Source organism: Arthrobacter zhaoxinii, from assembly GCF_024385505.1.
GTDB lineage: Bacteria > Actinomycetota > Actinomycetes > Actinomycetales > Micrococcaceae > Arthrobacter_B > Arthrobacter_B zhaoxinii.
Window position 1 is genome coordinate 57,674 of record NZ_JANFLT010000001.1, and the last position, 24,079, is coordinate 81,752.

At 68.2% G+C, this 24,079-nt stretch carries 24 protein-coding genes; 8 read left to right on the top strand and 16 right to left on the bottom strand.

Features of this window, described 5'->3' with window-relative positions:
* Positions 1-91: 91 nt before the first annotated feature.
* Positions 92-1,126, top strand: coding sequence for an ADP-ribosylglycohydrolase family protein (locus tag NNX37_RS00255; RefSeq protein WP_255789916.1), 1,035 nt, complete (start codon positions 92-94; stop codon positions 1,124-1,126).
* Between the two features lie 10 nt (positions 1,127-1,136).
* Here NNX37_RS00255 and NNX37_RS00260 read toward each other — a convergent pair whose 3' ends face one another.
* The 4 genes from NNX37_RS00260 to rph all read right to left on the bottom strand — a co-directional run bounded on the left by NNX37_RS00260 (position 1,137) and on the right by rph (position 4,377).
* The gene (locus NNX37_RS00260) at positions 1,137-2,165 is read right to left on the bottom strand and encodes an exonuclease domain-containing protein (protein WP_255789917.1); all 1,029 of its coding nucleotides are present in this window, start codon (positions 2,163-2,165) and stop codon (positions 1,137-1,139) included.
* Positions 2,158-2,862 carry a DedA family protein gene (locus tag NNX37_RS00265; protein ID WP_255789920.1) on the bottom strand — a complete coding sequence of 235 codons (705 nt, stop codon included), beginning with the start codon at positions 2,860-2,862 and terminating at the stop codon, positions 2,158-2,160. Before NNX37_RS00265 ends, NNX37_RS00260 begins: the two co-directional genes overlap by 8 nt.
* 96 nt (positions 2,863-2,958) lie before the next feature.
* Positions 2,959-3,603, bottom strand: coding sequence for an RdgB/HAM1 family non-canonical purine NTP pyrophosphatase (rdgB, locus tag NNX37_RS00270; protein WP_255789923.1), 645 nt, complete (start codon positions 3,601-3,603; stop codon positions 2,959-2,961).
* Positions 3,604-4,377 carry a ribonuclease PH gene (rph, locus tag NNX37_RS00275; RefSeq protein ID WP_255789925.1) on the bottom strand — a complete coding sequence of 258 codons (774 nt, stop codon included), beginning with the start codon at positions 4,375-4,377 and terminating at the stop codon, positions 3,604-3,606.
* Between the two features lie 218 nt (positions 4,378-4,595).
* On the opposite strand from rph, the gene NNX37_RS00280 reads away from it, so the two are divergent.
* Complete coding sequence (locus tag NNX37_RS00280) at positions 4,596-6,020, top strand: alpha/beta fold hydrolase (RefSeq protein ID WP_255789926.1); 1,425 nt, start codon at positions 4,596-4,598, stop codon at positions 6,018-6,020.
* Between the two features lie 8 nt (positions 6,021-6,028).
* Here the strand turns inward: NNX37_RS00280 and NNX37_RS00285 are convergent, their stop codons facing one another.
* The 4 genes from NNX37_RS00285 to clpS all read right to left on the bottom strand — a co-directional run bounded on the left by NNX37_RS00285 (position 6,029) and on the right by clpS (position 8,890).
* On the bottom strand, positions 6,029-6,880 hold the full coding sequence (locus tag NNX37_RS00285) for an MBL fold metallo-hydrolase (protein ID WP_255789927.1): 852 nt from the start codon (positions 6,878-6,880) through the stop codon (positions 6,029-6,031).
* Positions 6,877-7,878, bottom strand: coding sequence for a glutamate racemase (gene murI, locus NNX37_RS00290; protein ID WP_407079897.1), 1,002 nt, complete (start codon positions 7,876-7,878; stop codon positions 6,877-6,879). Before murI ends, NNX37_RS00285 begins: the two co-directional genes overlap by 4 nt.
* 94 nt (positions 7,879-7,972) lie before the next feature.
* Positions 7,973-8,530, bottom strand: a complete 558-nt coding sequence (locus tag NNX37_RS00295; RefSeq protein WP_255789930.1) for a DUF2017 domain-containing protein — start codon at positions 8,528-8,530, stop codon at positions 7,973-7,975.
* 51 nt (positions 8,531-8,581) lie between these two features.
* Entirely contained in the window at positions 8,582-8,890 is a 309-nt protein-coding gene (gene clpS / locus NNX37_RS00300; RefSeq protein ID WP_255789931.1) for an ATP-dependent Clp protease adapter ClpS, read from the bottom strand.
* Between the two features lie 86 nt (positions 8,891-8,976).
* Here clpS and NNX37_RS00305 point away from each other — a divergent pair, with 86 nt between their 5' ends.
* A complete protein-coding gene (locus tag NNX37_RS00305) occupies positions 8,977-10,296 on the top strand; it encodes a nicotinate phosphoribosyltransferase (RefSeq protein ID WP_255789932.1) in 1,320 nt (439 codons plus the stop codon).
* Between the two features lie 2 nt (positions 10,297-10,298).
* Positions 10,299-10,916, top strand: a complete 618-nt coding sequence (locus tag NNX37_RS00310) for a nicotinamidase (protein ID WP_255789933.1) — start codon at positions 10,299-10,301, stop codon at positions 10,914-10,916.
* 59 nt (positions 10,917-10,975) lie between these two features.
* Here the strand turns inward: NNX37_RS00310 and NNX37_RS00315 are convergent, their stop codons facing one another.
* The 7 genes from NNX37_RS00315 to NNX37_RS00345 all read right to left on the bottom strand — a co-directional run bounded on the left by NNX37_RS00315 (position 10,976) and on the right by NNX37_RS00345 (position 19,510).
* Positions 10,976-12,772 (bottom strand): DEAD/DEAH box helicase, encoded by a 1,797-nt coding sequence (locus tag NNX37_RS00315; protein WP_255789934.1) that lies wholly within the window; start codon positions 12,770-12,772, stop codon positions 10,976-10,978.
* Between the two features lie 138 nt (positions 12,773-12,910).
* Positions 12,911-13,219 (bottom strand): DUF3039 domain-containing protein, encoded by a 309-nt coding sequence (locus tag NNX37_RS00320; RefSeq protein ID WP_255789935.1) that lies wholly within the window; start codon positions 13,217-13,219, stop codon positions 12,911-12,913.
* Between the two features lie 24 nt (positions 13,220-13,243).
* Complete coding sequence (locus tag NNX37_RS00325; protein WP_255789936.1) at positions 13,244-14,818, bottom strand: transporter; 1,575 nt, start codon at positions 14,816-14,818, stop codon at positions 13,244-13,246.
* Complete coding sequence (locus tag NNX37_RS00330; protein WP_255789937.1) at positions 14,800-15,573, bottom strand: ABC transporter ATP-binding protein; 774 nt, start codon at positions 15,571-15,573, stop codon at positions 14,800-14,802. Before NNX37_RS00330 ends, NNX37_RS00325 begins: the two co-directional genes overlap by 19 nt.
* Positions 15,574-15,689: 116 nt before the next feature.
* Positions 15,690-16,793 (bottom strand): NADH:flavin oxidoreductase/NADH oxidase, encoded by a 1,104-nt coding sequence (locus tag NNX37_RS00335; RefSeq protein WP_255789938.1) that lies wholly within the window; start codon positions 16,791-16,793, stop codon positions 15,690-15,692.
* Between the two features lie 15 nt (positions 16,794-16,808).
* Positions 16,809-17,774 carry a co-chaperone YbbN gene (locus NNX37_RS00340; RefSeq protein WP_255789944.1) on the bottom strand — a complete coding sequence of 322 codons (966 nt, stop codon included), beginning with the start codon at positions 17,772-17,774 and terminating at the stop codon, positions 16,809-16,811.
* A 50-nt stretch (positions 17,775-17,824) separates the two neighbouring features.
* Positions 17,825-19,510 carry a hypothetical protein gene (locus NNX37_RS00345; protein ID WP_255789946.1) on the bottom strand — a complete coding sequence of 562 codons (1,686 nt, stop codon included), beginning with the start codon at positions 19,508-19,510 and terminating at the stop codon, positions 17,825-17,827.
* A gap of 288 nt (positions 19,511-19,798) precedes the next feature.
* Here NNX37_RS00345 and NNX37_RS00350 point away from each other — a divergent pair, with 288 nt between their 5' ends.
* Positions 19,799-21,139: an AI-2E family transporter gene (locus NNX37_RS00350; protein ID WP_407079898.1), complete on the top strand. Its 1,341-nt coding sequence runs from the start codon at positions 19,799-19,801 to the stop codon at positions 21,137-21,139.
* Positions 21,140-21,171: 32 nt separating this feature from the next.
* Here NNX37_RS00350 and NNX37_RS00355 read toward each other — a convergent pair whose 3' ends face one another.
* A complete protein-coding gene (locus tag NNX37_RS00355) occupies positions 21,172-21,516 on the bottom strand; it encodes a hypothetical protein (RefSeq protein WP_255789947.1) in 345 nt (114 codons plus the stop codon).
* A 40-nt stretch (positions 21,517-21,556) separates the two neighbouring features.
* On the opposite strand from NNX37_RS00355, the gene nucS reads away from it, so the two are divergent.
* From nucS to NNX37_RS00370, 3 genes are all read left to right on the top strand, one after another.
* Complete coding sequence (gene nucS / locus NNX37_RS00360; protein ID WP_255789950.1) at positions 21,557-22,252, top strand: endonuclease NucS; 696 nt, start codon at positions 21,557-21,559, stop codon at positions 22,250-22,252.
* A gap of 49 nt (positions 22,253-22,301) precedes the next feature.
* Positions 22,302-23,519, top strand: a complete 1,218-nt coding sequence (locus NNX37_RS00365; RefSeq protein ID WP_255789952.1) for an N-acetylglucosamine-6-phosphate deacetylase — start codon at positions 22,302-22,304, stop codon at positions 23,517-23,519.
* A 236-nt stretch (positions 23,520-23,755) separates the two neighbouring features.
* Entirely contained in the window at positions 23,756-23,959 is a 204-nt protein-coding gene (locus NNX37_RS00370) for a cold-shock protein (RefSeq protein ID WP_146361532.1), read from the top strand.
* The last annotated feature ends 120 nt before the right edge of the window (positions 23,960-24,079 follow it).

Genomic DNA, 24,079 nt, shown 5'->3' on the forward strand with positions numbered 1-24,079 from the left:
AACTCTCGCCCCACCCGGTGGGATGCCGTGCGGCCCCGGCCTCAGAAACCGCCCGCCGGACCGTCCCGGACCCAGCGCCTATGCTGGAGAAGTGATCCCCGAACCCGATTCCGCCCCTGTTTTCCTTTCCTCCGCTGCTCTGTCGGCAAAGATCCGAGGCTGCCTGCTCGGCGGTGCACTGGGTGATGCTGCCGCCGGTGCTGCCGCGGGAACCCAGTCCGGGTCCGGTATGTCGATCTCCGCGAACTCCCAGCTGGCCCTGTACTCGCTGGACGGCCTGCTTGAGGCCATCGAATGGGCAAACGAGGGAGTGGGCGCGGACGAGACGGCGTGCGTCTGGCTGGCCTACCTCCGCTGGATGCGCGGCCAGGGCCTGCCGCTTCCCGAGGCCGGTCCGTCACCGCTGCCCCGGCCCATCGATGCCGAGCCGCTGCTGCGGCCGGAGGGAACCGGGGCCGGCGATCCCGATGTGCTGTCGGCACTCTCGACAGGGGAAATGGGCACCCGGCAGCGCCCGCTCAACACCGGCGTCGACACTCCTGCCGCACTGGTGCGTTCGGCTCCGTTCGGCCTGCTCCCCTACGTTGCAACCGAAACGGTCTACAAGCTCGCACTCGACGCCGCCTCGCTGACCCACGGACATCCTTCGGCCCGGCACAGCGCCGCAGTCTTCGCCTCCATGGTCCACGGCCTGCTCGCACCCGGGGCAACGCTCCACAGCGCCGCAGCGTCGGCACTGGCGCAGGCCCGGGAAAACGGGGTCCCCGACTTCAGCGACCGGCTGCAGGCACTACTGGCCGACGACGGCGGTACGGACCCGGCAGGGACCGGCACCGACGGCCGGACGCCCACGGCGGAAGAAGCCCTAGCCATCGGGCTGCGCGCCGCTCTGGCTGTGGAAGACGCAGCAGACGCTGCCGCGGAAGATACGGACCTCGGTGCCGCAACGGCCGCTGCCCTCCGGGATGCCGCAGCCGCGGGCGGTGCCTCCGCTGCCGTCGTCGCCGGCAGCCTGCTGGGGACCCGGTACGAGGCACTGCCGGACACCGACGTCGAGGCACTGCGGGAACGCAGCGTCATTGAGAAGCTCGCCGCGGGATTCATCGCCGCCACGATCGCGCCCTAGCTCGGACGGACTACTGCGAGGCCTTCGGCCAGATCCCGCCCAGGGTCTGCAGGAACTCGGCTTCCGACAGGACTTCAATGCGCTGGCCGCGCTCGTGCAGGTCCAGCACCCGCCGTGCCTTGCCAGTCAGGCGCCCGCTGCGCAGGTCCCCCGGCTCGAAGCCGTCGCCGACCACCAGCACGCTGGTGGCACGCGTGACGTTGCTGGCCGTGCGGGCACCCACCTCGGCGGCCCGGTCCTTGGCGGTCTGCCGTGCCATGCCCAGGTTGCCGGTGAAGACAACGGTCTGGCCGAACAGCGGATGGGCCGGATCGGCGAACGGATTCGGCGGCGGGTTATCCCCCTCGGACGGCCAGCCCTGCCAGCCTGCGCCGGCGCTTGCGCCGGCCGCAGCAGCGGTGCCGGTCCCCCGAGCCAGGGCGTCCCGCGTGGCTTTGGAGAGCGGGTGCTGCCCGGGCACATAGGCCGGCAGGTGGGAAGCCGGCCGGCCGTCCCGCAGGAAGAACTCCGGCATGGACCCGGCACCGCTGCGCCGGGCAATATCAATCATGATCCCGGCGCAGGCGCGGGCGTCCTCGGTGGCATCGTGGTGGTTCAGCAGGGGAACCCCGGCGGCCTCGGCAGCGAAGGGCAGCGAATGGGAAGGCAGCTGGTAGGTGCGGCGGGAATGCACCACGGTGCAGGTGTAGTCGTAGGCCGGCCCGGCCAGCTCGGAGACCTCCAGTGCGGAGCGGATGACACCCAGGTCGAAAGCGGCATTGTGCGCCACCAGCAGGTCGCCGCCGATAAAGGCGCCGATCTCCGGGAAGAGGTCGCCGAACCTCGGCGCACCGGCCACCATCTCCGGTTCGATACCGTGGATCCGGACGTTGCGCGGGTCGAAGTAGTCGTGTCCCTCCGGGGGCCGCATCAGCCAGGACGCTTCCTCCACAACCTGGCCGCCGCGGACCCGGACCAGTCCCACCGAGCACGGCGAACCGCGGAAACCATTGGCCGTTTCAAAATCTATTGCGGTAAAGCTGAGTCCTGCATCAGGCATTTTCGCTGGCCGCGCGCTTCCGCCGGGAACTGCGGACCTTGGCGGTCACGAACCATACGGCCGCAGCAATCACTGCCACGATGACGATCTTCTGGAACACGCCGGCGTACTGTTCCACGATGTGCCAGCTTTCGCCCAGGTAGTAGCCGGCGACGATGAAGATTGCGTTCCAGATCAGGCTGCCGGCTGTCGTCAGGGCCAAAAAGGTCGGCAGGTGCATCCGCTCGATCCCCGCGGGGATCGAGATGAGGCTGCGGAACAGCGGAATCATCCGGCCGAAGAACACCGCTTTGTTCCCGTGCCGCTCGAACCAGGCCTCCACCTTGTCCACGTCCTCCAGGTCCACGAGGGGAACCTTGGCGACCACCTTGCGCATCCGGTCCCGGCCCAGCAGGGCGCCGATCCCGTAGAGCGCCAGGGCGCCGACGACGGACCCCAGCGTCGTCCAGAACAATGCGGCGGCAATGGAGAAGTTGCCCTGGCTGGCGGTGAACCCGGCCAGCGGAAGAATGATTTCGCTTGGCAGCGGCGGGAACAGGTTCTCCAGGGCGATGGCCAGCCCTGCGCCGGGGGCACCGATGGTTTCCATCATGCCGACCGCCCAGTCCGCCACACCCCCGAGGGCGCTTGGATCACCGGAAGCAGAAGCTTCGGCGACGACGGAGGTGGCTGGGGTAACGGCAGGTGTAATAGTCATCTCGCGCTCAATTCTGCCCTAGGCCCCCCGGCGGGGAAGAATCCGGGAAGCGGCGCCCGGCGCGTTTGGGACACATCACACATACTTCGGTTCGGGTCAGGGAGCCTCCGGAGTCCCGTTCGCGAGGGCCGCAACCAAGGCAGGCAGCAGCGCGCGGAAGGCCTGTCCGCGGTGGCTGATCGCGTTCTTTTCCGCGCTGCTCAGTTCCGCACAGCTGCGGTCCTGCCCGGACGGCTGCAGGATCGGATCGTAGCCGAAGCCGCCCGTTCCCCGGGGAGTCTTCATCAGCGTTCCCCGCAGTTCGCCGCGTTCGACGGTGTCGCCGCCGTCGGGCAGTGCCAGGGCAGCAGCGCAGACAAAGGCGGCTCCCCGGTGCTCGGCGGAAATGTCACCCAGCTGGGCCAGGAGCAGTTCCAGGTTCGCGGCGTCGTCGCCGTGCCGGCCGGACCATCGCGCCGAGAAAATGCCCGGCGCTCCCCCCAGCACGTCCACGGCCAGCCCGGAGTCGTCCGCAACGGCGGGCAGGCCGGTGGCAGCAGCGACCGCATGGGCCTTGAGCAGTGCGTTCTCTTCAAAGGTCACACCGGTTTCGGCGACGTCGGGAACACCGGCCGCCGCGGCGTCGATCACCTGCGTGTCGACGTCGAGCCCGGGCACCTGCCCGCGCAGCAGTTCCCGCAGCTCGCGCAGCTTGCCCGTGTTGCGGGTGGCCAGGACGAGGCGAGCTGTTGCCTGCGGCATTTAGGCCAGGCCCAGGGTCTGCCGCTGGATGGCAGCCAGGTCCGCGGTGCCGGCCAGGGCCAGGTCGAGCAGGGCATCGAGTTCGGCGCGGTCGAACGGAGCGCCCTCGGCCGTGCCCTGCACCTCGACGAACTTACCCGAGCCGGTGACCACCACGTTCATGTCGGTTTCGGCCCGGACGTCTTCGACGTACGGCAGGTCCAGCATCGGAACCCCGTCGATGATGCCCACGCTGATGGCCGCTACGGTGTCCAGCAGCGGGTTGGCGTTGCGGGCAATGAGCTTGTTTTCCTTGGCCCAGGCCACGGCGTCGGCAAGTGCTACATAGGCGCCCGTGATGGCGGCGGTGCGGGTGCCGCCGTCGGCCTGCAGGACGTCGCAGTCCAGGACAATCGTGTTCTCGCCCAGGGCCTTGGTGTCGATGATGGAACGCAGCGACCGGCCGATCAGGCGGGAAATCTCGTGCGTGCGCCCGCCCAGCTTGCCCTTGACCGATTCGCGGTCGTTGCGGGTGTTGGTGGCCCGCGGGAGCATGGCGTATTCGGCGGTGACCCAGCCCTTGCCCTCGCCCTTGAGCCAGCGCGGCACGCCGGGGGTCAGCGACGCGGTGCAGAGCACCCGGGTATTGCCGAACTCGATCAGGGCCGAGCCTTCGGCCTGCTTCGACCAGCCGCGCGTAATGGTGATGCTCCGCAGCTGGTCCGGGGTACGGCCATCGGAGCGGACGACGGTGGAAGACGAGGTGGAAACAGGGCTGTTTGCGGCGGTTGTCATAGGCCCAGTCTATCGGCCGCGCGGTTGCGTGCCCGGCGGACGGTCCCGGCGGACGGGCCCGCCCATAATGGGCCCTACCCTTTCTCTCCCGCGGCCCGGCTCCTAGGGTGGCGCCGTACCGTCGGACCCCCTCCCGCGCGTCCCGAACACCGGGTGGGGAAACGACTTCCTGCAATGAGGCAGAAAGGATCGGCACGCACATGCGCAGACTTTCATCTATGGGGGTAGCCGTTTCGCTGGCCCTGGCATGGGCCCCGGCAACGGCAACAGCGGCGGAGCCCGCCGTCACGGAGCTCGGCGGGACGCTTCCCGGCGGAGCAACGTGGGCAGCACAGCTGCCGCAGGACTGGAACGGCAAGCTGGTGCTCTACAGCCACGGCTTCCGGCCCGGCCCCGACAATCCGGCGGAGGACCCGGGCTTCGAATCCACTGCCCAGGCGCTGACCGCGCGGGGATTCGCCGTGGCATCCTCGTCCTATGCAGACACCGGCTGGGCACTGGGAACAGCGGTGGAGGACCAGCTGGGCACCCTGGCCGCCTTCTCGGCCTCGGCCGGCGAGCCGGTCCGGACCATCGCCTTCGGCACCTCGATGGGCGGCCTGGTCAGCAGCCTCATAGCCGAAACCCCGGACAGCGGCGTGGACGGAGCGGTGAGCACCTGCGGGCTGCTGGGCGGCGGAATCAACCTGAACAACTACCAGCTGGACGGCATCCACGCGCTCGCCGAACTGCTCCTGCCCGGAGCGGAGCTGCAGTTGACGGGATTCCGCACCGCGGAGGAAGCCGGCGTCACCATCAACGCCCTGATGGGTGCCGTGGAGCAGGCACAGGCGACGCCGGAGGGCCGGGCCCGGCTGGCCCTGGCGGGAGCCCTGATGAACACGCCCACCTGGTTCAGCGGAGACACGGAGCCGGGCCGGAACGATTACGCCGCCCAGCAGGAGGCGCAGTACAACTGGCTGCTGCAGACCATCCCGTTTGTGGTCGGCTCGCGTGCCTCGATTGTCAACGCCGCCGACGGTGACAGCGGCTGGAACCAGGGGGTGGACTACCGCGCCCTGCTGCGGGACTCGGAGCAGCGGCAGCAGGTCAAGGCGCTCTACCGCAGTGCCGGCCTGGACCTGCGCCGGGATCTGCGCACCATCACCTCGACCGCAGACATCGCACCGGATCCGGAAGCCCTGGACTGGATGGACCGCACCTCGACCCCGCACGGGAATCTCCTGATGCCGGTGCTGACCATGCATACCCTGGCCGACATCCTGGCACCGGTGGAGTACATGGAGGAGTATGCGGAGACGGTCCGGGACGCCGGCGCCGGTCCGCTGCTGCGCCAGTCCTACGTGGAGCGGACCGGGCACTGCACCTTCACCGACGCGGAGCGGGTCGGCGCGGTGCTGGCTATGGACGAACGCCTGGATACCGGACGCTGGGGGAACCTGGCCGATCCCCGGCGGCTTGACCGGGCCGCCGAATCACTGGGACTGGGCGAGGCGGACTTCATCAGATACCGTCCCGCAGAGTTCGTCAACGACCGCAGCTACCCGCAGGACCCGGGCCACGGACACGGCCACGGACACGGGCCCGGGAAAGGACACGGCCACGGGGACGGCCACGGACACGGCCCCGGGAAGGGCCGCTGACCGAGGGGCTATCCCGCCGGCCGGACCCCGCCCGGCACTGCGAGCGGTGCGGTGAAGGGGCTGCCGACGTCGTAGGAGACACCGGCGACGGCGACCGCCAGGTCCCCGGCATAGGTTTCGCGTGCCTCGGAAACGCTGACGCTGGCATCGTTCCAGACCGGCAGATGTGTGAGCAGCAGCCGCCGGGCGTTTGCTGCGGTCGACGCTTCTCCGGCGCGGCGGCCGGTCAGGTGCACCCCTTCGATCGCGTCGTCGCGGCCCTCATGGAAGGCAGCTTCGCAGAGGAAGACATCGGTGTCCCGGGCGGCATCCTCCAGGCCGGGGCAGGAATCGGTGTCCCCGGAATAGGCCAGGGTCCGGAGCACGGGCTCGCCGTCGGCGTCCAGGGTGCGGGCTTCCACGCGCAGGGCGTACGCCTCTTCGGCCGGGTGCCGCACCGGGTACGGGGTCACGGTGAACGGTCCGATCTGCACCGGGCTGCCGGCGGTCCAGTTGGAGAACTCGAAGTCCTCGTGCATGCCCGGATCCAGCTCCAGTCCGTAGGCGGTGGCCATGCGGTCTGCCGTTGCAGCCGGTCCCCAGACCTTGATCCGGTCCCGGTTCCAGCCGGACGGGTCCCAGTGCACGGCCACGTGCAGGCCGCACAGGTCCATGCAGTGGTCCGGATGCAGGTGGGTCAGCAGGACCGCGTCAATGTCCCGCAGGTCCATGTAGCGCTGCAGTGCGCCCAGGCTGCCGTTGCCAAGGTCAAGCAGGATCCTCCAGTCGCGAACGCCGTCGTTGGCGGTCACGAGGTAGCACGACGCCGGCGAGGCCGGGCCGGGGAAGGAGCCGCTGCAGCCCACAATGGTCAGTTTCATTCCGTGCCGTTCCGGGAGGCGCCGCTGTGCGCCTCCATGCGTTCAGGGGCGTCCGCCCGGGCGGCGGCAATCATCTGCGGGGTGACCCGGGCCATGCTGCCGGTGGGGTAATGCGCGGAGACGTGCTCCACCTGCTGGACGCTGAGGACCTCGGGGCCCAGGAAGCGCCGGGCGAGCAGTTCGAAGGAAGACGAGTCTCCGGTGGCAACAAAGGTGTGCTGCGGAGGAGTCTGTAGGCGCCGTTCAATCCCGTGGGAAATCAGGGCCCGGTAGACGTCCTTGGCGGTTTCCTCGGCGCTGGAGACAAGCGTGACGCCGTCGCCCATGACATACGAAATCACGCCGGTAAGGAGCGGATAGTGGGTGCAGCCCAGGACCAGGGTGTCCACGTCACGGGCCTTCAGCGGAGCCAGGTATTCCTCGGCAGTGGCCAGCACATCGGGGCCGGACGTGATGCCCGCTTCGACAAACTCCACGAACGCCGGGCAGGCCACCGAGGACACCTGCAGGTGCGGGGCCGCGGCGAAGGTGTCGTCATAGGCGCGCGAGCCCACCGTGGCGGCCGTGCCGATGACGCCGATCCGTCCGGTGCGGGTAGCGGCGACTGCCCGGCGGACAGCCGGCTGGATGACTTCGATGACGGGAATGCCGTAGCGGCGGGTGTAGCGTTCGCGGGCGTCACGCAGGACGGCGGCGGACGCGGAGTTGCATGCAATCACCAGGAGCTTGACGCCGGAATCCACCAGCTCGTCCATCACGCCCAGGGCCTTGGCCCGGACTTCCGCTATCGGCAGCGGGCCGTAGGGTCCGTTGGCCGTATCCCCCACGTACATGATCGCTTCGTTGGGCAGCTGGTCCAGGACGGCGCGGGCGACCGTCAGGCCGCCGACGCCGGAGTCGAAGATGCCGATCGGGGCGTCCGGGTCCTTGACCCGGACTGCTTCAGGCTGTGATGTGCCCAGTGGATGCTCAGAGGTGCTGGCCGGGTGCGAACTCATAATGTAACGACAATAGTCCTCCCCCGCGCGCTGGGACATTCACGGTTCCGTGCGCTTGCTCACAAAGGTATCTGTCGATGCGGGCTGATGCCCGTCAGTTCAGGGACTCCAGCAGTGCCTGCATCAGCGTCTCCTGCAGCCATGTGACGAAGTTGTACACCAGCGCAAGGTATCCGTCGACGTCCTGGGCCTTGGAGGGATCGGTGATGTCATGCAGCCGCTCGGCGGTTTCGTCATCGTCAATGCCCAGGCGGTCGCCCAGCACCAGCCGGACGTCGTTGAGCGCCCGGGCGAAAAGCTGCGCCTGCTCGGTGTCCAGCCGCAGCGGAGCCGCTTCAAGCTGCAGTGCCGCGGAACGGAGGGCACCCTGTTTCGATTCCCGCAGCGAGCGTTCCGTGAACCGCCGGAACTCCAGGGCGTCGTCGTCGTTGCCCGTGGTGCCGCTGGGGAGCAGCCGCAGCAGCGCGGAATCTTCGGGGACGGCGGCCGACGGGTCGATGCCGACCATGGCGGCGAGGGGATCAGCGTCCGCTGCCGTGTCCGGTTCGAGGAGCTCCTGCACGTCGGAGAAGAGTTTGCGCAGCAGGTCCCGCTCCCCCGGTTCCAGGTTTGCGGTGATGCCCTTGCGGGTGAGTTTGAAGCCGGTGGCCACGTCTATCCGTTTCTGTTCTCAGGTCTTAGGGGTCTTTAGGGGGCGGCGGCGCTAGGCCGCGTCCGCCTTCTGGAAGGTGGCCCAAAGCCCGTAGGAATGCATCGCGAGGGTATCCCGTTCCGCGGATTCGCGTGATCCGGTGGCCACCACGGATTTTCCGGCCTCGTGCACTTCCAGCATCAGGCGGTGGGATTTGGACTCCGAGTAGCCGAAGTAGCTTTGGAAAACGTAGCTGACGTAGCTCATGAGGTTGACGGGGTCATTCCAGACAATCACGACCCAGGGGATGTCCGCTGCCGTGAGGCCTTGGGTCTCCTCACGTGTCAGGGTGTCCGTTCCGGTCGCGGTGCTGGTAGCCATGGTTCCAATTGTAGTGAGAAATCCGTTTCGGACCTGCGCCCGGACACCGTCTCCTCATTCGGGATAAGCGGGTTAGAGTTTTGCCTGTGAACAGTCCCGCCTCCTCCCCGAATTCCGCCCTCTACACGGACCACTACGAGCTGACCATGCTCCAGGCCGCCCTCCACGCGGGCACGGCCTCCCGCCGGTCCGTGTTCGAAGTCTTTGCCCGGCGCCTGCCGGACGGCCGCCGCTACGGCGTCACCGCCGGTACGGGCCGCATCCTGGAGGCCCTGGAGAATTTCCGCTTTGACCAGCCGCAGCTGGATTTCCTGGCCGGCACCAACGTGGTGGATGAAGGCACCCTCGCGTGGCTGGCGGATTTCCGGTTCTCCGGCAACATCTACGGCTACGCCGAGGGTGAAGCCTACTTCCCGCAGTCCCCGCTGCTGATTGTCGAATCCACCTTCGGCGAGGCCTGCATCCTCGAGACCATGGTCCTGTCCATGCTCAACCACGACAGTGCCATTGCCTCCGCAGCCTCCCGTATGACCTCCGCCGCCGACGGCCGCCCGTGCATTGAAATGGGTTCGCGCCGCACGCACGAGGAAGCAGCCGTTGCCGCAGCCCGCGCCGCGGTGATTGCCGGGTTCAACAGCACCTCCAACCTGGAGGCGGGACGGCGCTACGGCCTGAAGACGGTCGGTACGGCCGCGCATTCCTTCACGCTCCTGCACGATTCCGAGAAGGAAGCCTTCACCGCGCAGACGGCGGCGCTGGGGGCGGGCACGTCCCTGCTGGTGGATACGTACGACGTCGAGCAGGGAGTCCGCACGGCTGTGGAGGTCGCCGGGCCGTCCCTGGGCGGCGTGCGGCTGGATTCCGGGGACCTTGTGGCGCAGGCCCGCTGGGTGCGCGATCTGCTTGACGAGCTGGGCAACACCGACACCCGCATCATGGTCACGTCCGACCTGGACGAGTTCGCCATCGCAGCGCTGGCCTCGGCGCCCGTGGATACCTACGGCGTCGGCACCTCCCTGGTCACCGGTTCCGGCGCCCCCACCGCCGGCATGGTCTACAAGCTGGTCAGCCGCGAGGGAGACGACCACGAGTTCGTCTCCGTGGCCAAGGCCGCGAAGAACAAGGTGTCGCTCGGCGGACGGAAGTACGCGCTGCGGCGCCTGGATGACCACGGGACGGCGACCGCCGAGGTGATCGGCATCGGCCACGCCCCGGAGAACGACGGCGACGACCGTACCCTGCTGCACCAGTTCGTGGCCGACGGCCGCGTCCTGCCCGGCTGGACCGGGCCCGAGGCGGTGACGCGTGCTGCGCAGCGGCACGCGGCATCCCTCGCCGAACTGCCCACCTCGGTGAACCGCCTGCAGCGCGGCGAACCTGCCATCCCTACCGAATACGAGGAGTAAGCATGGCCCGCGCCCTGATTATTGTCGACGTGCAGAACGACTTCTGCGAAGGCGGCTCGCTGGCAGTGGCCGGCGGGGCCGACCTCGCCGGTGTCATCACCGACTACGTGGAGACCTCGGCAGGCCGGTACGACCTGGTCGCGGCAACCCAGGACTGGCACATCGATCCCGGTGCACATTTCTCCGAAACCCCGGACTTCGTGGACTCCTGGCCGCGGCACTGCGTGGCAGGGACTCCCGGCGCGCAGCTGCACCCGGACCTGGATACCGAGCTGGTTGATGCCTTCTTCCGCAAGGGCCAGTATGAGGCCGCCTATTCCGGTTTCGAGGGTGTCCTGGCCCCGGATGTAGAGGTACCCCTGGGCGACCCGGAAGCGGAGCCCGATGCGGACACGGAAACCCTCAGCCTGGACGACTGGCTGCGGGACAATGACGTGGACGAGGTGGTGGTGCTGGGTCTGGCTGCGGACTACTGCGTACGCGCCACCGCCCTGGACGCCCTTGCCGCCGGCTACACCACCGCGGTGATTCCGGAGCTGTGCCGCGGCATCAAGCGGGAGACCACGCTCGCGGCGTGGGCGGAACTGGAAGACGCCGGCGTGGAGATCATCGACCTCTAGCCGCCACGCGCCACGCGAAGGGCCGGCCCGCTTCTGCGGGCCGGCCCTTTTGCCTGCCGCTACTTACGGCCGATGAACCAGTCCTGCAGCTTCTTCAGCCGCTTGTTCAGCTGCTCCTCGTTGGCCTGGGCCACGGGCGGCCCGCCGCAGATCCGCCGCAGTTCGCTGTGCACCACCCCGTGGGGCATGCCGGAGCGGGCGGACCAGGCTGAAACGTTCTTCGCCAGCTCTGCCCGCAGCTCGGTGAGCCGGCGGTGGTCCACCACTTCGGGGGCTTCCACCGGGGCTGCCTCGGCGGCGGCGCCGGAGCGGCGGCCCCTGCGGGAGAGCTGCTCATGCTGGCGCTGGCGCAGCAGCGTGCTCATCTGGTCCGCGTCCAGCAGGCCGGGGATGCCGAGGAAGTCCTGTTCCTCCTCGCTGCCCAGCGCGCCTCCTGTGCCGAACTCGCCGCCGTCGAACAGTACCCGGTCAAAGGAGGCCTGCGATTCCAGGGCCTCGAACTTCTGCTTGGTCAGCTCGCCGGAGGCCTTTTCCTCACGGTTGGCCGTCTCCATGAGGCTGTCCTCCAGGCCGAAGCCTTCCTCCTCCAGATGGCTGTCCGGACGGTCCAGTGCGTGGTCGCGTTCAACTTCCATCTGGTTGGCCAGTGCCATCAGGTTCGGCACGGACGGCAGGAACACCGACGCCGTCTCGCCACGCTTGCGGGCACGCACGAAACGCCCCACGGCCTGCGCGAAGAACAGCGGCGTGGCGGTGGAGGTGGCATACACGCCGACGGCGAGGCGCGGCACGTCCACGCCTTCGGACACCATGCGCACCGCGACCATCCAGCGCTGGGTGCCGGCGGAGAATTCCTCGATCTTTTCGGAGGCCTTGGCATCGTCCGAAAGGATCACGGTGGGTGATTCGCCCATGATCTTCTTCAGCCAGCCGGCGTAGGCGCGGGCGTCGTCGTGGTCCGTGGCAATCACCAACCCGCCGGCGTCGGGCACGGACCGGCGCACCTCGGTGAGGCGGCGGTCCGCGGCGGCCAGCACCGCGGGGATCCACTCGCCGGTGGGGTTCAGGGCGGTGCGCCAGGCCTGTGCCGTAATGTCCTTGGTCACCGCGGCCTCACCCAGCGACGCGGCCATTTCATCGCCTGCACTGGTCCGCCAGCGCATCTGGCCCGAATAGGCCATAAACATCACCGGGCGGACCACGTGGTCCTTCAGCGCCTGTCCGTAGCCGTAGGTGTAGTCCGCCTTGGAGCGGCGGATGCCGTCCCGGTCTTCGACATACTCCACGAACGGGATCGCAGCGGTATCGGAGCGGAACGGCGTACCCGTCAGGGAGAGCCGCTTAACCGCCGGTTCGAAGGCTTCGCGGATGCCGTCGCCCCAGGACAGTGCGTCTCCGCCGTGGTGGATTTCGTCCAGGATCACCAGGGTGCGGGCTGCCTCGGTCTTTGCGCGGTGCAGCATGGGCTTGGAGGCCACCTGCGCATAGGTGACGGCTACGCCGATAAACCCGTGCCCGTGCCGGCCGTCCGCGTTCTTGAAGTTCGGATCGATGGCCAGGCCCACCTTGGCGGCGGCATCGGCCCACTGCCGTTTCAGGTGGTCCGTCGGGGCGACGACCGTGATGCGGTTGACGATGCCGCGTTCCACCAGTTCGTTGGCGACACGCAGGGCGAAGGTAGTCTTACCGGCGCCGGGGGTGGCGACGGCCAGGAAATCGCTGGCATTGGACTCGAAGTACTTCTCCAGCGCCTCCGCCTGCCACTGGCGCAGCTTCGGGGCGGTGCCCCAGGCGGCGCGTTCGGGGTAGGCGGGCGGCAGTGACGCACCGGCGCCGAACAGGGTTTCGGAACTCACGCGGAAAACGCACCCCTTCCCGGCTCTCGACGGGTGGGCGCAGGCGTAATAACAGAGGTCATGCAGGCATCAGGACTAACTGCCTTCACCGCGGAAGGCTGGGAAACGGAGCGGGCACATCACGGCCGGAAGAACGTACTACTTCTTACCCTTGGGATCGTCGCCTTCGGGACGCAGGCCGTCGTAGACTTCCTTGCACGTGGGACAGACGGGGAACTTTTTCGGGTCACGTCCGGGTGTCCAGACCTTGCCGCAAAGGGCGATGACGGGCTCGCCCGAAAGCGCGGATTCCATGATCTTTTCCTTGCGGACATAGTGGGCAAAGCGCTCACTGTCGCCGGGTTCCAGCTCTTCGCGGAGTTCTTCGCGCTCGATGGTGGCCGTGGACGTACCGTTGTCATCCAGGCGGCGGGGATCGTTTTCGAAAGGATCGGGAGGCAGGCTCATGCGTTCCATCTTAGTACCCGAAGACTATTTGTTGACGGAGACCTGCTGCAGCAGTTCCGGTCCGCGGGCGTCGAGCCAGCGCCCGCCCAGCCGGATCCCGAGGATCAGCACCGCCGCACCCAGCAGCAGTCCCGCGAGCAGTGTCACAGCACCCCAGAGACTGCTCTCCAGTACGACGGCGAGCGCTCCGGGAACCAGCACCGGCAGCAGCAGGACAAACAGCAGGAGGCTGAAGGCGCTCTGCACCAGCATCGCCCGTCCGGTGGAGCCGGGCGGAGTCTTGAAGGCGTTCTCCCCGGGCAGCGGCACGTTGTACGTATACCGTGCGGACACCGCGCTGGAGAGTCCCATGCCCATCAACAGGGCGGCCAGGCTCACCCCCAGTACGGGAAGGAGCAGCGTCGGGCGTCCGATCAACACCGCCGGCAGCACCGAGGCCAGGACGACGGCGGGAACGGCGAACACCGCGCAGGCAAGGACTCTTCCGGCCCGGTCGGCACGGCCGCTGATTCCCGTCGCCAGGTGAAGCGCGAAGGCCGTGTTGTCATAGGACACATCCGCGTGGAGCGAGAAGCCCACCAGGAATCCGATCAGCGGACCCAGCGCCAGGCAGACCAGCAGACCGCCGTCGGGGCCGGCGTTGTTACCGCTGAACACCAGCACCACCGCCAGCAGCGGGACAATGAGCAGTGAAGCGCTGTAGCGGGGGTCCCGCAGCCAGTAGATCAGTGCCCGCGCGGCCACCGCTCCGGTGGGAGTGGCGGGGAAACGCGAGAAGAGCCCGAGCCCGGCGCTCTTCCGGCCCGCTGCAGACTGCGGCGGGCTGACCAGCGCCCGCAGCAGCAGGGCTTTCCAGGCCAAGACCAGGACCGCCAGGAAAGCCAGGGCGATAAGTGCCTTGGCACCCGCGGCACCGTAATTGCCGAGGGCAATGTCGCCGGGTACCGCCCAGACCGCACCCAACGGCGTCCATGCGAGCACGTCGGCCAGGCGCGGAAGGAAGTTGCCGCCGGCGCTGATCCCGTTTCCCACCGCGGAAATGATGGGACCCAGCAGCACCAGCGGGATGACCAGCAGCAGCCCGGTAAAGTCCCGGAACCTGCGGGATCCGGTCAGGGAGACGGCGGCGGCCACGGTGACGCGTGCGGCGATCAGGCAGGTGAAGACCGCTACCGCGGAAAGCACCAGTGCTGCCGCCAGCGCCCCCGGGAAGCGGTACCAGCTCGCAGCCTGCGCCAGTACGGCCAGCAGCATGGCGGCCCCGGGAATTCCGATCAGCCCGCCCGCGGCCAGGCCGGTCAGCAGCTGCGGGGTGGGGACGGCATAGGTGGTGAACCGGGCCGGATCCAGGGTCAGGTCCAGGCCCGAAAACACCACCGGTATCAAGGCCCAGCCGGCAACCGCTGCGGCTCCGGCCAGGATGACTGCGGTCCGGGCCGTCGCCGGATCATCCCCCACGACAAACAGGGCCGCGATCAGCACGGCCAGGATACCCAGCGCATAGAGCGCACCGAGGACAATCCCGACCAGCTGCCAGGGGCTGCGGCGCAGGGAATTACGCAGCAGCAGGAACTTCAGCCTCAGAAGGTGCGCAACCATTCCAGCCCCTCCGAGTGGGTCCGGCCGCCGACCAGCGATACAAAGCGGTCCTCCAGGGTGGCGTCACCGCGGACCTCGTCCACTGTTCCTGCGGCCAGCAGGTTACCGCCGGCGACCACTGCGACGTGGTCGCACATCCGCTGGACGAGGTCCATGACATGGCTGGAGACAATGACTGTTCCGCCGGAGGAAACGTACCCGGCGAGGATGTCGCGGATATTGGCGGCGGAAACCGGATCCACCGCCTCGAACGGTTCGTCCAGGACCAGCAGGCGCGGGGCATGGATCAGGGCGGACGCCAGGGCTACTTTCTTCGTCATACCCGCGGAGTAATCCACCACGAGCTTGCCCGCATCAGCGCTGAGGTCCATGGCGGCCAGCAGGTCCTTGGTGCGCGTCCGGACCGTTTCCCGGTCCATGCCGCGCAGCAGTCCCGCGTACGTCACCAGCTGCTCACCGGTCAGCCGGTCGAAAAGGCGGACGCCGTCCGGCAGGATCCCCATCAGCCGTTTGGCCTCGAGGGGGCGGGCCCACACATCGGTGCCGTGCACCCATGCGGAGCCCGCGTCCGGCCGCAGCAGTCCGGTGGCCAGGGAGAGCAGCGTGGTCTTGCCTGCCCCGTTGGGACCCACCAATCCGTAGAAGGAGCCCTGCGGCACATCCAGGGTGATCCCGTTGACGGCCGTTTTGGAACCGAAGCGCTTGGCGAGTCCGCGCACGGACAGTGCCGGGACGGAATCCGGTAGTGATGTCATGGAATCAGCCTAGCCATCCGGCGCCGGGACGTCCTCGGCACAAAGGACCAATTCAGCACCCGTGCCCGCAGACCGGGTCCCCCGCGGGGACTAGGCCGGCGGGGGAAAGCCCTTGACTAGAACATCCCCCGGCGTGCAGCCCGCTCGTACTGCGGCACCCAGGGCAGCTTGGCGTCCAGCTCCGCGGCCGCACGCATCCACCAGTGCGGGTCCCGCAGCGCGGCGCGGGCAACGAGGATCGCGTCCGCGGAACCGGCCTGCAGGATCTCCTCCGCCTGGGTGCCCGAGTCGATGAGTCCGACGGCGGCGGTGGGCACGGACGCGCCGCGGCGCACCGCTTCGGCATATTCCACCTGGTAGTTCGGGCCCACCTTGATCGAGGCCCCGGGAACCGCGCCGCCGGTGGAGACATCCACCAGGTCCACGCCGCGCTCCCGGGCAGCGCGTGCCAGGACCACTGAGGACTCCGCGTCCACTCCCCCGGGCATCCAGTCCGTCGCCGAAATGCGCAGCAGCAGCGGCATGGCATCGGGGATCACTGCCCGTACCGCGTCGATGACCTCCAGGGTCAGCCGGTTCCTTCCGGCTTCGTCCCCGCCCCACGCGTCGGTGCGGGTGTTGACCAGCGGGCTGAGGAACTGGTGCAGCAGGTAGCCGTGCGCACCGTGGATTTCGATCGTGTCGAATCCTGCGTCCACGGAGCGGACGGCGGCGTCGGCGAAGTCGCGGATGACCTGCCGGATCCCGGCTTCGTCCAGCTGAGCCGGGGCCGCATAGCTGCCGAACGGGTCGGCCGTGGGGCCCACGGTCTGCCAGCCGCCGTCCGCCGGCGGCACGCTGCCCTGCCCGGCCGCGAACGGAGCATAGGTGGAGGCCTTGCGTCCGGCGTGCGCCAGCTGGATACCGATGCGCGCGTCCACGGCACCGTGGCGGTGCACAAAGTCGGTGATGCGCTGCCAGGCACCGGCCTGCCCGTCATTCCAGATGCCGGCGTCCTGCGGGCTGATCCGCCCGGTCGGGTTCACCGCTGCGGCCTCGGTGATGATCAGGGCCGCCCCGCCCGCGGCGAAGGACCCCAGGTGCATCAGGTGCCAGTCGTTGGGCACTCCCGGCGCGTTGGCCGGATCCGCGCTGTACTGGCACATCGCGGCAACCCAGCCGCGGTGGGCCAGCTCGAGTCCGCGCAGGGTGATGGGGTCAAAGAGGGAGGGTGTGTCCATGGGGATTCCGCCGTCCTAGAACAATGCCCGGGCGAGGGCGGAGCGGGCCTTGGTAACCCGGGGGTCGGAGACACCCACCACTTCGAAAAGATCCAGCAGCCGGAGCCGGGCAGTCTCACGGTCCTCGCCGTGCACCCTGCCGATCAGGCCGGTGATCCGGCGGAAGGCGTCCTCCACGTGCCCGCCGGCAATGTCCAGGTCCGCGACGGCAAGCTGTGCCTGTACGTTGTCCGGTTCCTCGGCGCCGGCCCGGCGGACGGCGTCCGCGTCCGCATCGCGCAGCCGGGCCATGAGTTCCACCTGCGCCAGGCCGGCCTTCGCTTCCGCATCCGCGGGCTGCTCGGCGAGGGCCCGGCGGTACGCTGCCGCTGCGGTGTCGTAGTCTTCGGCGTTGATGGCGTCGAAGGCTTCCTGGTGCAGCGGAGGCAGGGGCGCGTCCTCCGCCGGGGCCTGCTCCGTTCCGCCTTCAAGGGATCCGTTGACGCCGTTGGCGGCAGCCACCTGCATCAGTTCACCGACGAGGGCGCGGATCTGCTCTTCGGGGAGCAGCCGGTCCATCAGCGGCACCGGCTGGCCCTTGATCACGGCGGCAACGGTGGGAACGGCAACCGCGGAGAAGGCCTGGGCAATCTGCGGGTAGGCCTGGGCGTCCACGCGGGCCAGCAGCATTTTGCCGTTCTGTTCCACCGCGATGGCGGCCAGGATGGCGGAGACCTGCTGGGAGTCCGGGCTCGCGTCCGAATACAGGTCAATGACCACCGGCACTTCGGCGGACAGCTGGACCACCTGCGGGAAGGTCTGTTCAGAGACCTGCACCACGAACGGTGAGGGTGCAGAAGCGGCGCCGGGTGCGGCACCGGCCGGAGCAGCCGGGGCTGCCGGGGCTGCGGAACGGGCCTTGAGGGCGGAAAGGTCTACTGCCCCCCGCAGGTTCATGGAAGAGGGGGCCGCCGGTGACGGGCGGTGGTTCGGTGTGCTCATTTCTTCACCTTATTACGCCGCGCCCGTCCACCGGCAAGCCCGTGCCGTGCCTACTTGAGCTTTGCGGACAGCAGTTCCTGGGCCGCACCCACCACCAGGGCCTGGCTGGTCCCGCCGGACGCCGGCACATAGAGCATCACGGCTTCGCCGTGGGTGACGTCAATGCCCTTGTCGGTGTTCGGCTTGCCGGTCAGTGCCTGGAAGACAGTGCCTTCGAGGTTGACCGAGTCACCGGCTTCCTTGGGTGTGCTCGAGAACGTGTTGGACAGGTAGCCGAACACGATTGCGCCGCCGTCCTCGGTCCGCAGGGCATACGTTGCCTGCGCGTCGGGGGTATGGCTGAACTCGATGCGCGCGAACTCGTTCCGGGGATCGGTCTGGGTCGTCTTCTGGAACTCCACCACGTCGTCGCTGAACCGGTTGCCGGCGAACGTGTCCTTGTGCGTGCCGTCGGGCGTGGTCAGCGAATCCGCCAGCGCTGCCACTGCGTCCTGCGGAGACATAACGAGCCCGTTGTCCGAGGCCGCGGGGATCTGATCGGTGCCGGCATCGGCCTCCGGTGCCTGCGGGAAGGTGCTGGCAGGCAGCATTTCGACTGCTGAAACCAGCTTGTAGTTATCCCGGGCCGATTCCTGGACCAGGAGCAGCACCTGCGGCACCGGGTTGCCCTTGCCCTGGGTGACGGCGACGACCGTGCGGGGCCAGTCCGCGCCGCTGCTGATGGACTGGGTCCGCAGTTCCTCCGCTTCCACAGGCACCGGGGCCTCGTGATCGGCCGACTTTGCCGCCACGGCGTAGTTCGCCTCGCGCATGGCGTAGGCGGGGCCGCTGACGCGCGGCTGAAGCAGTGCGGCATCCTTGGCAGCGTCGCCGGCCCGGACCGTGCCGGCCACGGAATCCAGAATGCGGGTCAGCTGGGAATCGAGTATCACCGGACGGCTTCCGGACGCGGAGTCATCGGCCAGGGCCGCTGCCGGGGCGGAGCCGGCCGCCAGCACGGCAGCTGCGGCAGCAGCCAGGAAGGCCGGACGGCGGCGTCCCGGGCGGATCGCGGTGAAAGCCGACGTCGTTCCCGAGACGCTGGCCTGCTTGGCAGGTGTCCCGGTCTCCGGGCCGGCGCTGCTGCCCCCTCTGCGTCGCGGTCCGCCGCTGCGCAGGAAGGCGAGGGCCAGGCCCAGAACGGCCAGCAGGGCGCCGGCAACGATCAGCGGTACGGCGAACGGACGGGTCTCATCGTTTTCCCAGGTCAGGGTGACGTCGGCGGGGGCGGGAGCAGTGCCGTCCGTGGCGAGCAGGATGCGCCAGTCGCCCTCTCCCGGTGCCTTCCAGTCGTAGGACAATTCACCTTCACCGGACTCTTCAACAACCCAGAGGTCGGAACCGGCGGGATTCGGAGCGGTCTTTCCGGTCTTGTCGGTGCCGACGGTCAGGCCAAGGCGGCCTTCACCCGGGCTAAGCCTGGTGGCGGCGGCATCCGCCACCCATGCCTGGACATCGTTGGCCCGGCCGACCGCCAGCGTGAAGGGAGCCTCCGAACGGACGGTAATGTCCACGCCGTCGGAGTATTCGGCCAGCAGTTCCGGTTCCAGCACGGTGACGACGGCCCCCTCGTGGCCTTCGGCATCCATGACGACCGATTTGGTCTCCGAGGGCGCCCAAAAGGTGCGCTGGCCAATGCCTATCAGCATTAGCAGCACCCCGAGGATGATCAGCGGAACTGCAAATTTGTTTCGCACAACTTACCTATCTTCAGTCTGGGCAAATGACATGGCAGGGCGGCGAATTCCCCTGCCTGCGGGAGGAACGAAGCTCCGTAATGCAGGCGCGAAATCACAGCGGGGCAAATATGTCCTGGCACTTGATAACCCAATGGTAACGAAATCCGTTCAGAGCACCCATTCGTCTTCCGGCCGCGGCAGGTACAGGCAGCCGGGCACACGGGATAACGGGTCCCGCCGGCGCGCCTGCTGGTAAGGTTTCGGTTCGTACCAGGAGCCCAAAAAGGCAGAGGAGAAACGCGCGAAATGAGCGAAAACGAGGACGTGCCCGTCCACGCGCCGCTCCCCGGCCCGGCGGACAAGAAACCTGCGGATGCTCCCGACCCGAAAGCAGGCCGCACTCCGATGCCGGGGTTCCTGTCCACAGCTGCGGACCGGGTCCGCTACAGCCTGCGCCACGGAGTACCCGGTGCCCGTCCGAGGCCGCGCTTCGAATTCCCGCCCGAGGACGCCGCCGGTCCGGAAATCACCGTCGACAGTGACGTGCGCCTTCCCGATGAACGGCTGAGCGTCAGCGGCGGCGGGCACGGACCGGAGGCCGACCCCGGGAGCATGCGCGCCCACCCTATCTACTTCGGTTTCATGCTCACGGTCGGCGTTGGCCTGGCCCTGCTGCTGTTCTTCGTCATCACCAATGTCGGCGAGCTCCTCGTCTGGATCGGCGCCGCTCTGTTCATCGCACTGGGGCTGGATCCGGTGGTCCGCTGGCTGGGTGCACGGGGAATCCCCCGCCCCGCCGGCATCGCCGTCACGGTGCTGGTGCTGGCAGGCGTGGTGACGGCTTTCTTTGCCACCCTGATCCCCACCATCGTGAGCCAGACGACGGAAATCGTCGCCAGGGCCCCGGGATACATCAACAACTTCCTGGCGTCCGACTTCTTCGTCAACATCGACAAGCAGTTCCAGATCCGGAGCCGGATCGAGGAAGAAGTAGGCCGCTTCTTCTCCAACAGCGATGCCGTGGGCGGCATTTTCGGCGGCGTGCTCAGTGTGGGCACGGTGATCGCGAACGGCCTGTTCGGCGCCCTGATCATCCTGGTCCTGACCCTGTATTTCCTGGCGTCCCTCCCCTCGATGAAGAAGTGGGCCTACCGGCTGGCGCCGCGCAGCCGCCGCCGCCGGGTGGAGGCCCTGGCCGAGGAAATCACCGGCAGCGTCGGCAACTACGTGATCGGCCAGGGCTTCGTGGCGCTGCTTGATGCCACCTATGCCTTCATCGTGATGACCATCACGGGTGTTCCGTTCTCGGTGCTGCTTGCCTTCCTGGTCGCACTGCTGGCGTTCATTCCGCTGGTCGGCCCGCCCATTGCCCTGGTGCTGGTCTCCCTGGTGGCCCTGACCGAGGGCTGGCAGACGGCCGTGGTCTTCGCCATCCTCTACATGGCCTACCTGCAGTTCGAGGCGTACTTCGTCTCCCCGCGCGTGATGCAGCGGGCCGTGGCCGTACCCGGCGCCGTCGCCGTGATTGCCGTGATTGCCGGCGGCAGCCTCCTCGGGGTTTTGGGGGCACTGATAGCCATTCCGACGGCGGCCGCCACCCTGCTGCTGCTCAAGGAAGTCTTCATCGCCCGGCAGGACAGGGCCTGACCCGGGCGCGCAGCTTTTGCCCGGACGGCGAGTCAGTACCGTCGGCGGATCCGCCAGCAGTGGTTGTGCCAGTGCCGGCGGCCTTCGACGGCGGTCTGCCGCCCCAGCAGCGAGTCTTCCTGCCACACCACCAAGTGGGCGGTGCCGGGCGGGATGATCTGCGCGCAGCCGGGGCACCGGTAGTCCTTTGCGGCTTTGCCGGCCGTGATTTGCCGCACCGACCATTCGCCGTCGGGACCGCTTTCGCGCATCGGAATACCGGCGCGGGTGCGTTCCAGATCCCGCTCCGGCGGGGGCGATGCCCACTTACGGCGTGCGTTCCGGCCGGCGGCGCTGCCGGTGGCGGGCGCGCGGCGGGGATGATTCGAACGGGGCATAGAAGTCATTTTGCCGCAGTTGAGCCGGTAAAGTGCAACTGTGCGTTTAGTAATAGCCCGCTGCTCCGTTGACTACGTCGGCCGCCTCCGTGCCCATCTGCCCCTCGCCGTAAGGCTGCTCATGGTGAAGGCCGACGGTTCCGTCCTGATCCATTCCGACGGCGGATCCTACAAACCCCTGAACTGGATGAGCCCTCCGGCCACCCTGCGCAGCCTGGAACCCGACGAGACGGACGCCGAAGCCGGCGTCACCGAAGTCTGGAACGTCCAGAGCGCCAAGACCGACGACCGCCTCATCATCAGCATCTATGAGCGGTTCTCCGACGTCTCCCACGACCTCGGCACCGACCCCGGCCTGATCAAGGACGGCGTCGAAGCGGACCTGCAGCGGCTGCTGGCTGAACAGATCCACCGGCTCGGCGCAGGCCACACGCTGATCCGGCGCGAATACATGACCGCTATCGGTCCCGTGGACATCCTCGCCCGCGACGCCGCCGGCGCCACGGTGGCCGTGGAGCTGAAGCGCCGCGGAGACATCGACGGCGTGGAGCAGCTGACCCGGTACCTGGAACTGCTCAACCGCGACCCGCTGCTGGCACCCGTGCGGGGCATTTTTGCCGCCCAGCAGATCAAGCCGCAGGCCCGTGTGCTGGCCGAAGACCGCGGGATCACCTGCCTCACGCTCGACTACGACGCCATGCGCGGCGTGGATGACCGGGATTCCCGGCTGTTCTGACTCCCCGTTCCGCTCCCGGCCACGGGCCCGGCATGCCTAGAATCGGTGCATGAACCACAGTGCGCGCAGCCGCGACCGCGGCTACCTCCGGGGCACCCTGCTGACCCCGGACGAGCTGGTGCCCGACGGCATCCTGGCGTTCGAAGGGGACCGGATCACGTACGCCGGGCCGGCCGGCGGGTTTGACGACGCCGGCTGGCCGGCCCCCGCACCCCTGCCCGCGGGGGCGCTTATCCTCCCCGGGCTCGTGGACCTGCATTGCCACGGCGCCGCGGGCGGCGACTTTACCACCTCGGATGCCGATGGAGTGCGCCGTGCGGCCTCTTTCCTGCACGCTGCGGGAACCACCACGCTGCTCGCCAGCACGGTGTCGGCGCCGCGGGCGGACCTGCTGGCTGCTGCGGTGCGGCTCGGCGCACTGGCCCGGGAAGGGCTCGTCGCCGGGATCCATGCCGAGGGACCCTTCCTCGCACCGGAGCGGGGCGGCGCGCAGGATCCTGCGTTCCTGCTCCCGCCGGACCCCGCCTTCGTGGACGAACTCATCGAGGCCGCGGACAGCGAACTGGTCACTATGACCTATGCCCCCGAGCTGCCCGGAGCGGATGACCTCGTGGACCGCCTGATCCTGCGCGGCGTGATCCCCTCCCTGGGGCACACCCGCGCCGCCGACGAGGTTGCTGCGGAGGCGCTGGAGGCCGCCCGGGACGAAATGGAGGAGGCCGGCTTCGGCGGCTACGCGCCCCGCCCCACCGTGACGCATCTGTTCAACGGCATGGATCCCCTGCACCACCGCTCCCCCGGGGCGGTCTCCGCGTGCCTGCGGGCCGCCCGCAGCGGGGGTGCAGTGGTTGAACTGATAGCCGACGGGGTGCACGTGGACCCGGCGCTCGTCCGGACCGTCTTTGAGCTCGTCGGCGCCCCGAACGTGGCGCTGGTCAGCGACTCCACGTCCGCCACCGGGCTGGGGGACGGCACCTACCGCCTGGGGGCCGCCCACGTCGTCGTCCGGGACGGGGCAGCCCGCCTTGATGACGGCACGCTCGCCGGGAGCACGGCGACGCTGCTGCAGTGCGTGCGTACCGCCGTCGCCGCCGGGGTGCCGCTGGCGGACGCAGTGGGCTCGGCCACTGCGGTGCCGGCGGACGTGCTTCGGCTTGCCGACGAAGTAGGGGCGCTGCGCCGCGGACTGCGGGCGGATGCCCTGGTGGTGTCTGAAGACCTGGAACTGCAGGCGGTCCTGCGCGGCGGAACCTGGCTCCCGCGCTGAAAAAACACCCGTGGAAAAACTTTCCCAAAAATTTCGTTTTCAGCATTGACCACGCAATTCGGTTATGCGACTCTAATACCAAGTCTTTGTGCAGGTGTTTTTTCATGCTCGCAAGACCGTTGCGAGTGAGAAGCTCCTCAAGGAACTGCTGAACGGCAAGAACTTGGGCTTTCTTGCTTCAGTAACATAACCGGCACGGACCGTGCAGGTAAGTTCCACATTATGAGGAGAAAACAATGGCTCAGGGTACCGTCAAATGGTTTAACGCCGAAAAGGGCTTCGGCTTCATTACCCCGGACGACTCCGACGGCGACGTCTTCGTTCACTACTCCGAAATCCAGACCAACGGATTCAAGACCCTCGACGAAAACCAGCGCGTTTCCTTCGAAATCGGCCAGGGCGCCAAGGGCCCCCAGGCCACCGGCGTCACCGCCCTCTAAGGCACCGCCCTCCAAGGCACCGCCCTCCAAGGCACCGCACGCAGTTCCGCGAGGAACATAAGAAAGCCCCCGGCAGCTGCCGGGGGCTTTCTTATTGGTACCTTTTTTCGTCAAGGAATC

Coding starts and splice junctions, on each gene's coding strand:
- NNX37_RS00260 (WP_255789917.1), bottom strand. CDS start 2,165: ATGCCTGATGCAGGACTCAGCTTTACCGCAATAGATTTTGAAACGGCC.
- NNX37_RS00265 (WP_255789920.1), bottom strand. CDS start 2,862: ATGACTATTACACCTGCCGTTACCCCAGCCACCTCCGTCGTCGCCGAA.
- rdgB (WP_255789923.1), bottom strand. CDS start 3,603: ATGCCGCAGGCAACAGCTCGCCTCGTCCTGGCCACCCGCAACACGGGC.
- rph (WP_255789925.1), bottom strand. CDS start 4,377: ATGACAACCGCCGCAAACAGCCCTGTTTCCACCTCGTCTTCCACCGTC.
- NNX37_RS00280 (WP_255789926.1), top strand. CDS start 4,596: ATGGGGGTAGCCGTTTCGCTGGCCCTGGCATGGGCCCCGGCAACGGCA.
- NNX37_RS00285 (WP_255789927.1), bottom strand. CDS start 6,880: ATGAAACTGACCATTGTGGGCTGCAGCGGCTCCTTCCCCGGCCCGGCC.
- murI (WP_407079897.1), bottom strand. CDS start 7,878: ATGAGTTCGCACCCGGCCAGCACCTCTGAGCATCCACTGGGCACATCA.
- clpS (WP_255789931.1), bottom strand. CDS start 8,890: ATGGCTACCAGCACCGCGACCGGAACGGACACCCTGACACGTGAGGAG.
- NNX37_RS00310 (WP_255789933.1), top strand. CDS start 10,299: ATGGCCCGCGCCCTGATTATTGTCGACGTGCAGAACGACTTCTGCGAA.
- NNX37_RS00320 (WP_255789935.1), bottom strand. CDS start 13,219: ATGAGCCTGCCTCCCGATCCTTTCGAAAACGATCCCCGCCGCCTGGAT.
- NNX37_RS00325 (WP_255789936.1), bottom strand. CDS start 14,818: ATGGTTGCGCACCTTCTGAGGCTGAAGTTCCTGCTGCTGCGTAATTCC.
- NNX37_RS00330 (WP_255789937.1), bottom strand. CDS start 15,573: ATGACATCACTACCGGATTCCGTCCCGGCACTGTCCGTGCGCGGACTC.
- NNX37_RS00335 (WP_255789938.1), bottom strand. CDS start 16,793: ATGGACACACCCTCCCTCTTTGACCCCATCACCCTGCGCGGACTCGAG.
- NNX37_RS00340 (WP_255789944.1), bottom strand. CDS start 17,774: ATGAGCACACCGAACCACCGCCCGTCACCGGCGGCCCCCTCTTCCATG.
- NNX37_RS00350 (WP_407079898.1), top strand. CDS start 19,799: ATGAGCGAAAACGAGGACGTGCCCGTCCACGCGCCGCTCCCCGGCCCG.
- NNX37_RS00355 (WP_255789947.1), bottom strand. CDS start 21,516: ATGCCCCGTTCGAATCATCCCCGCCGCGCGCCCGCCACCGGCAGCGCC.
- NNX37_RS00365 (WP_255789952.1), top strand. CDS start 22,302: ATGAACCACAGTGCGCGCAGCCGCGACCGCGGCTACCTCCGGGGCACC.
- NNX37_RS00370 (WP_146361532.1), top strand. CDS start 23,756: ATGGCTCAGGGTACCGTCAAATGGTTTAACGCCGAAAAGGGCTTCGGC.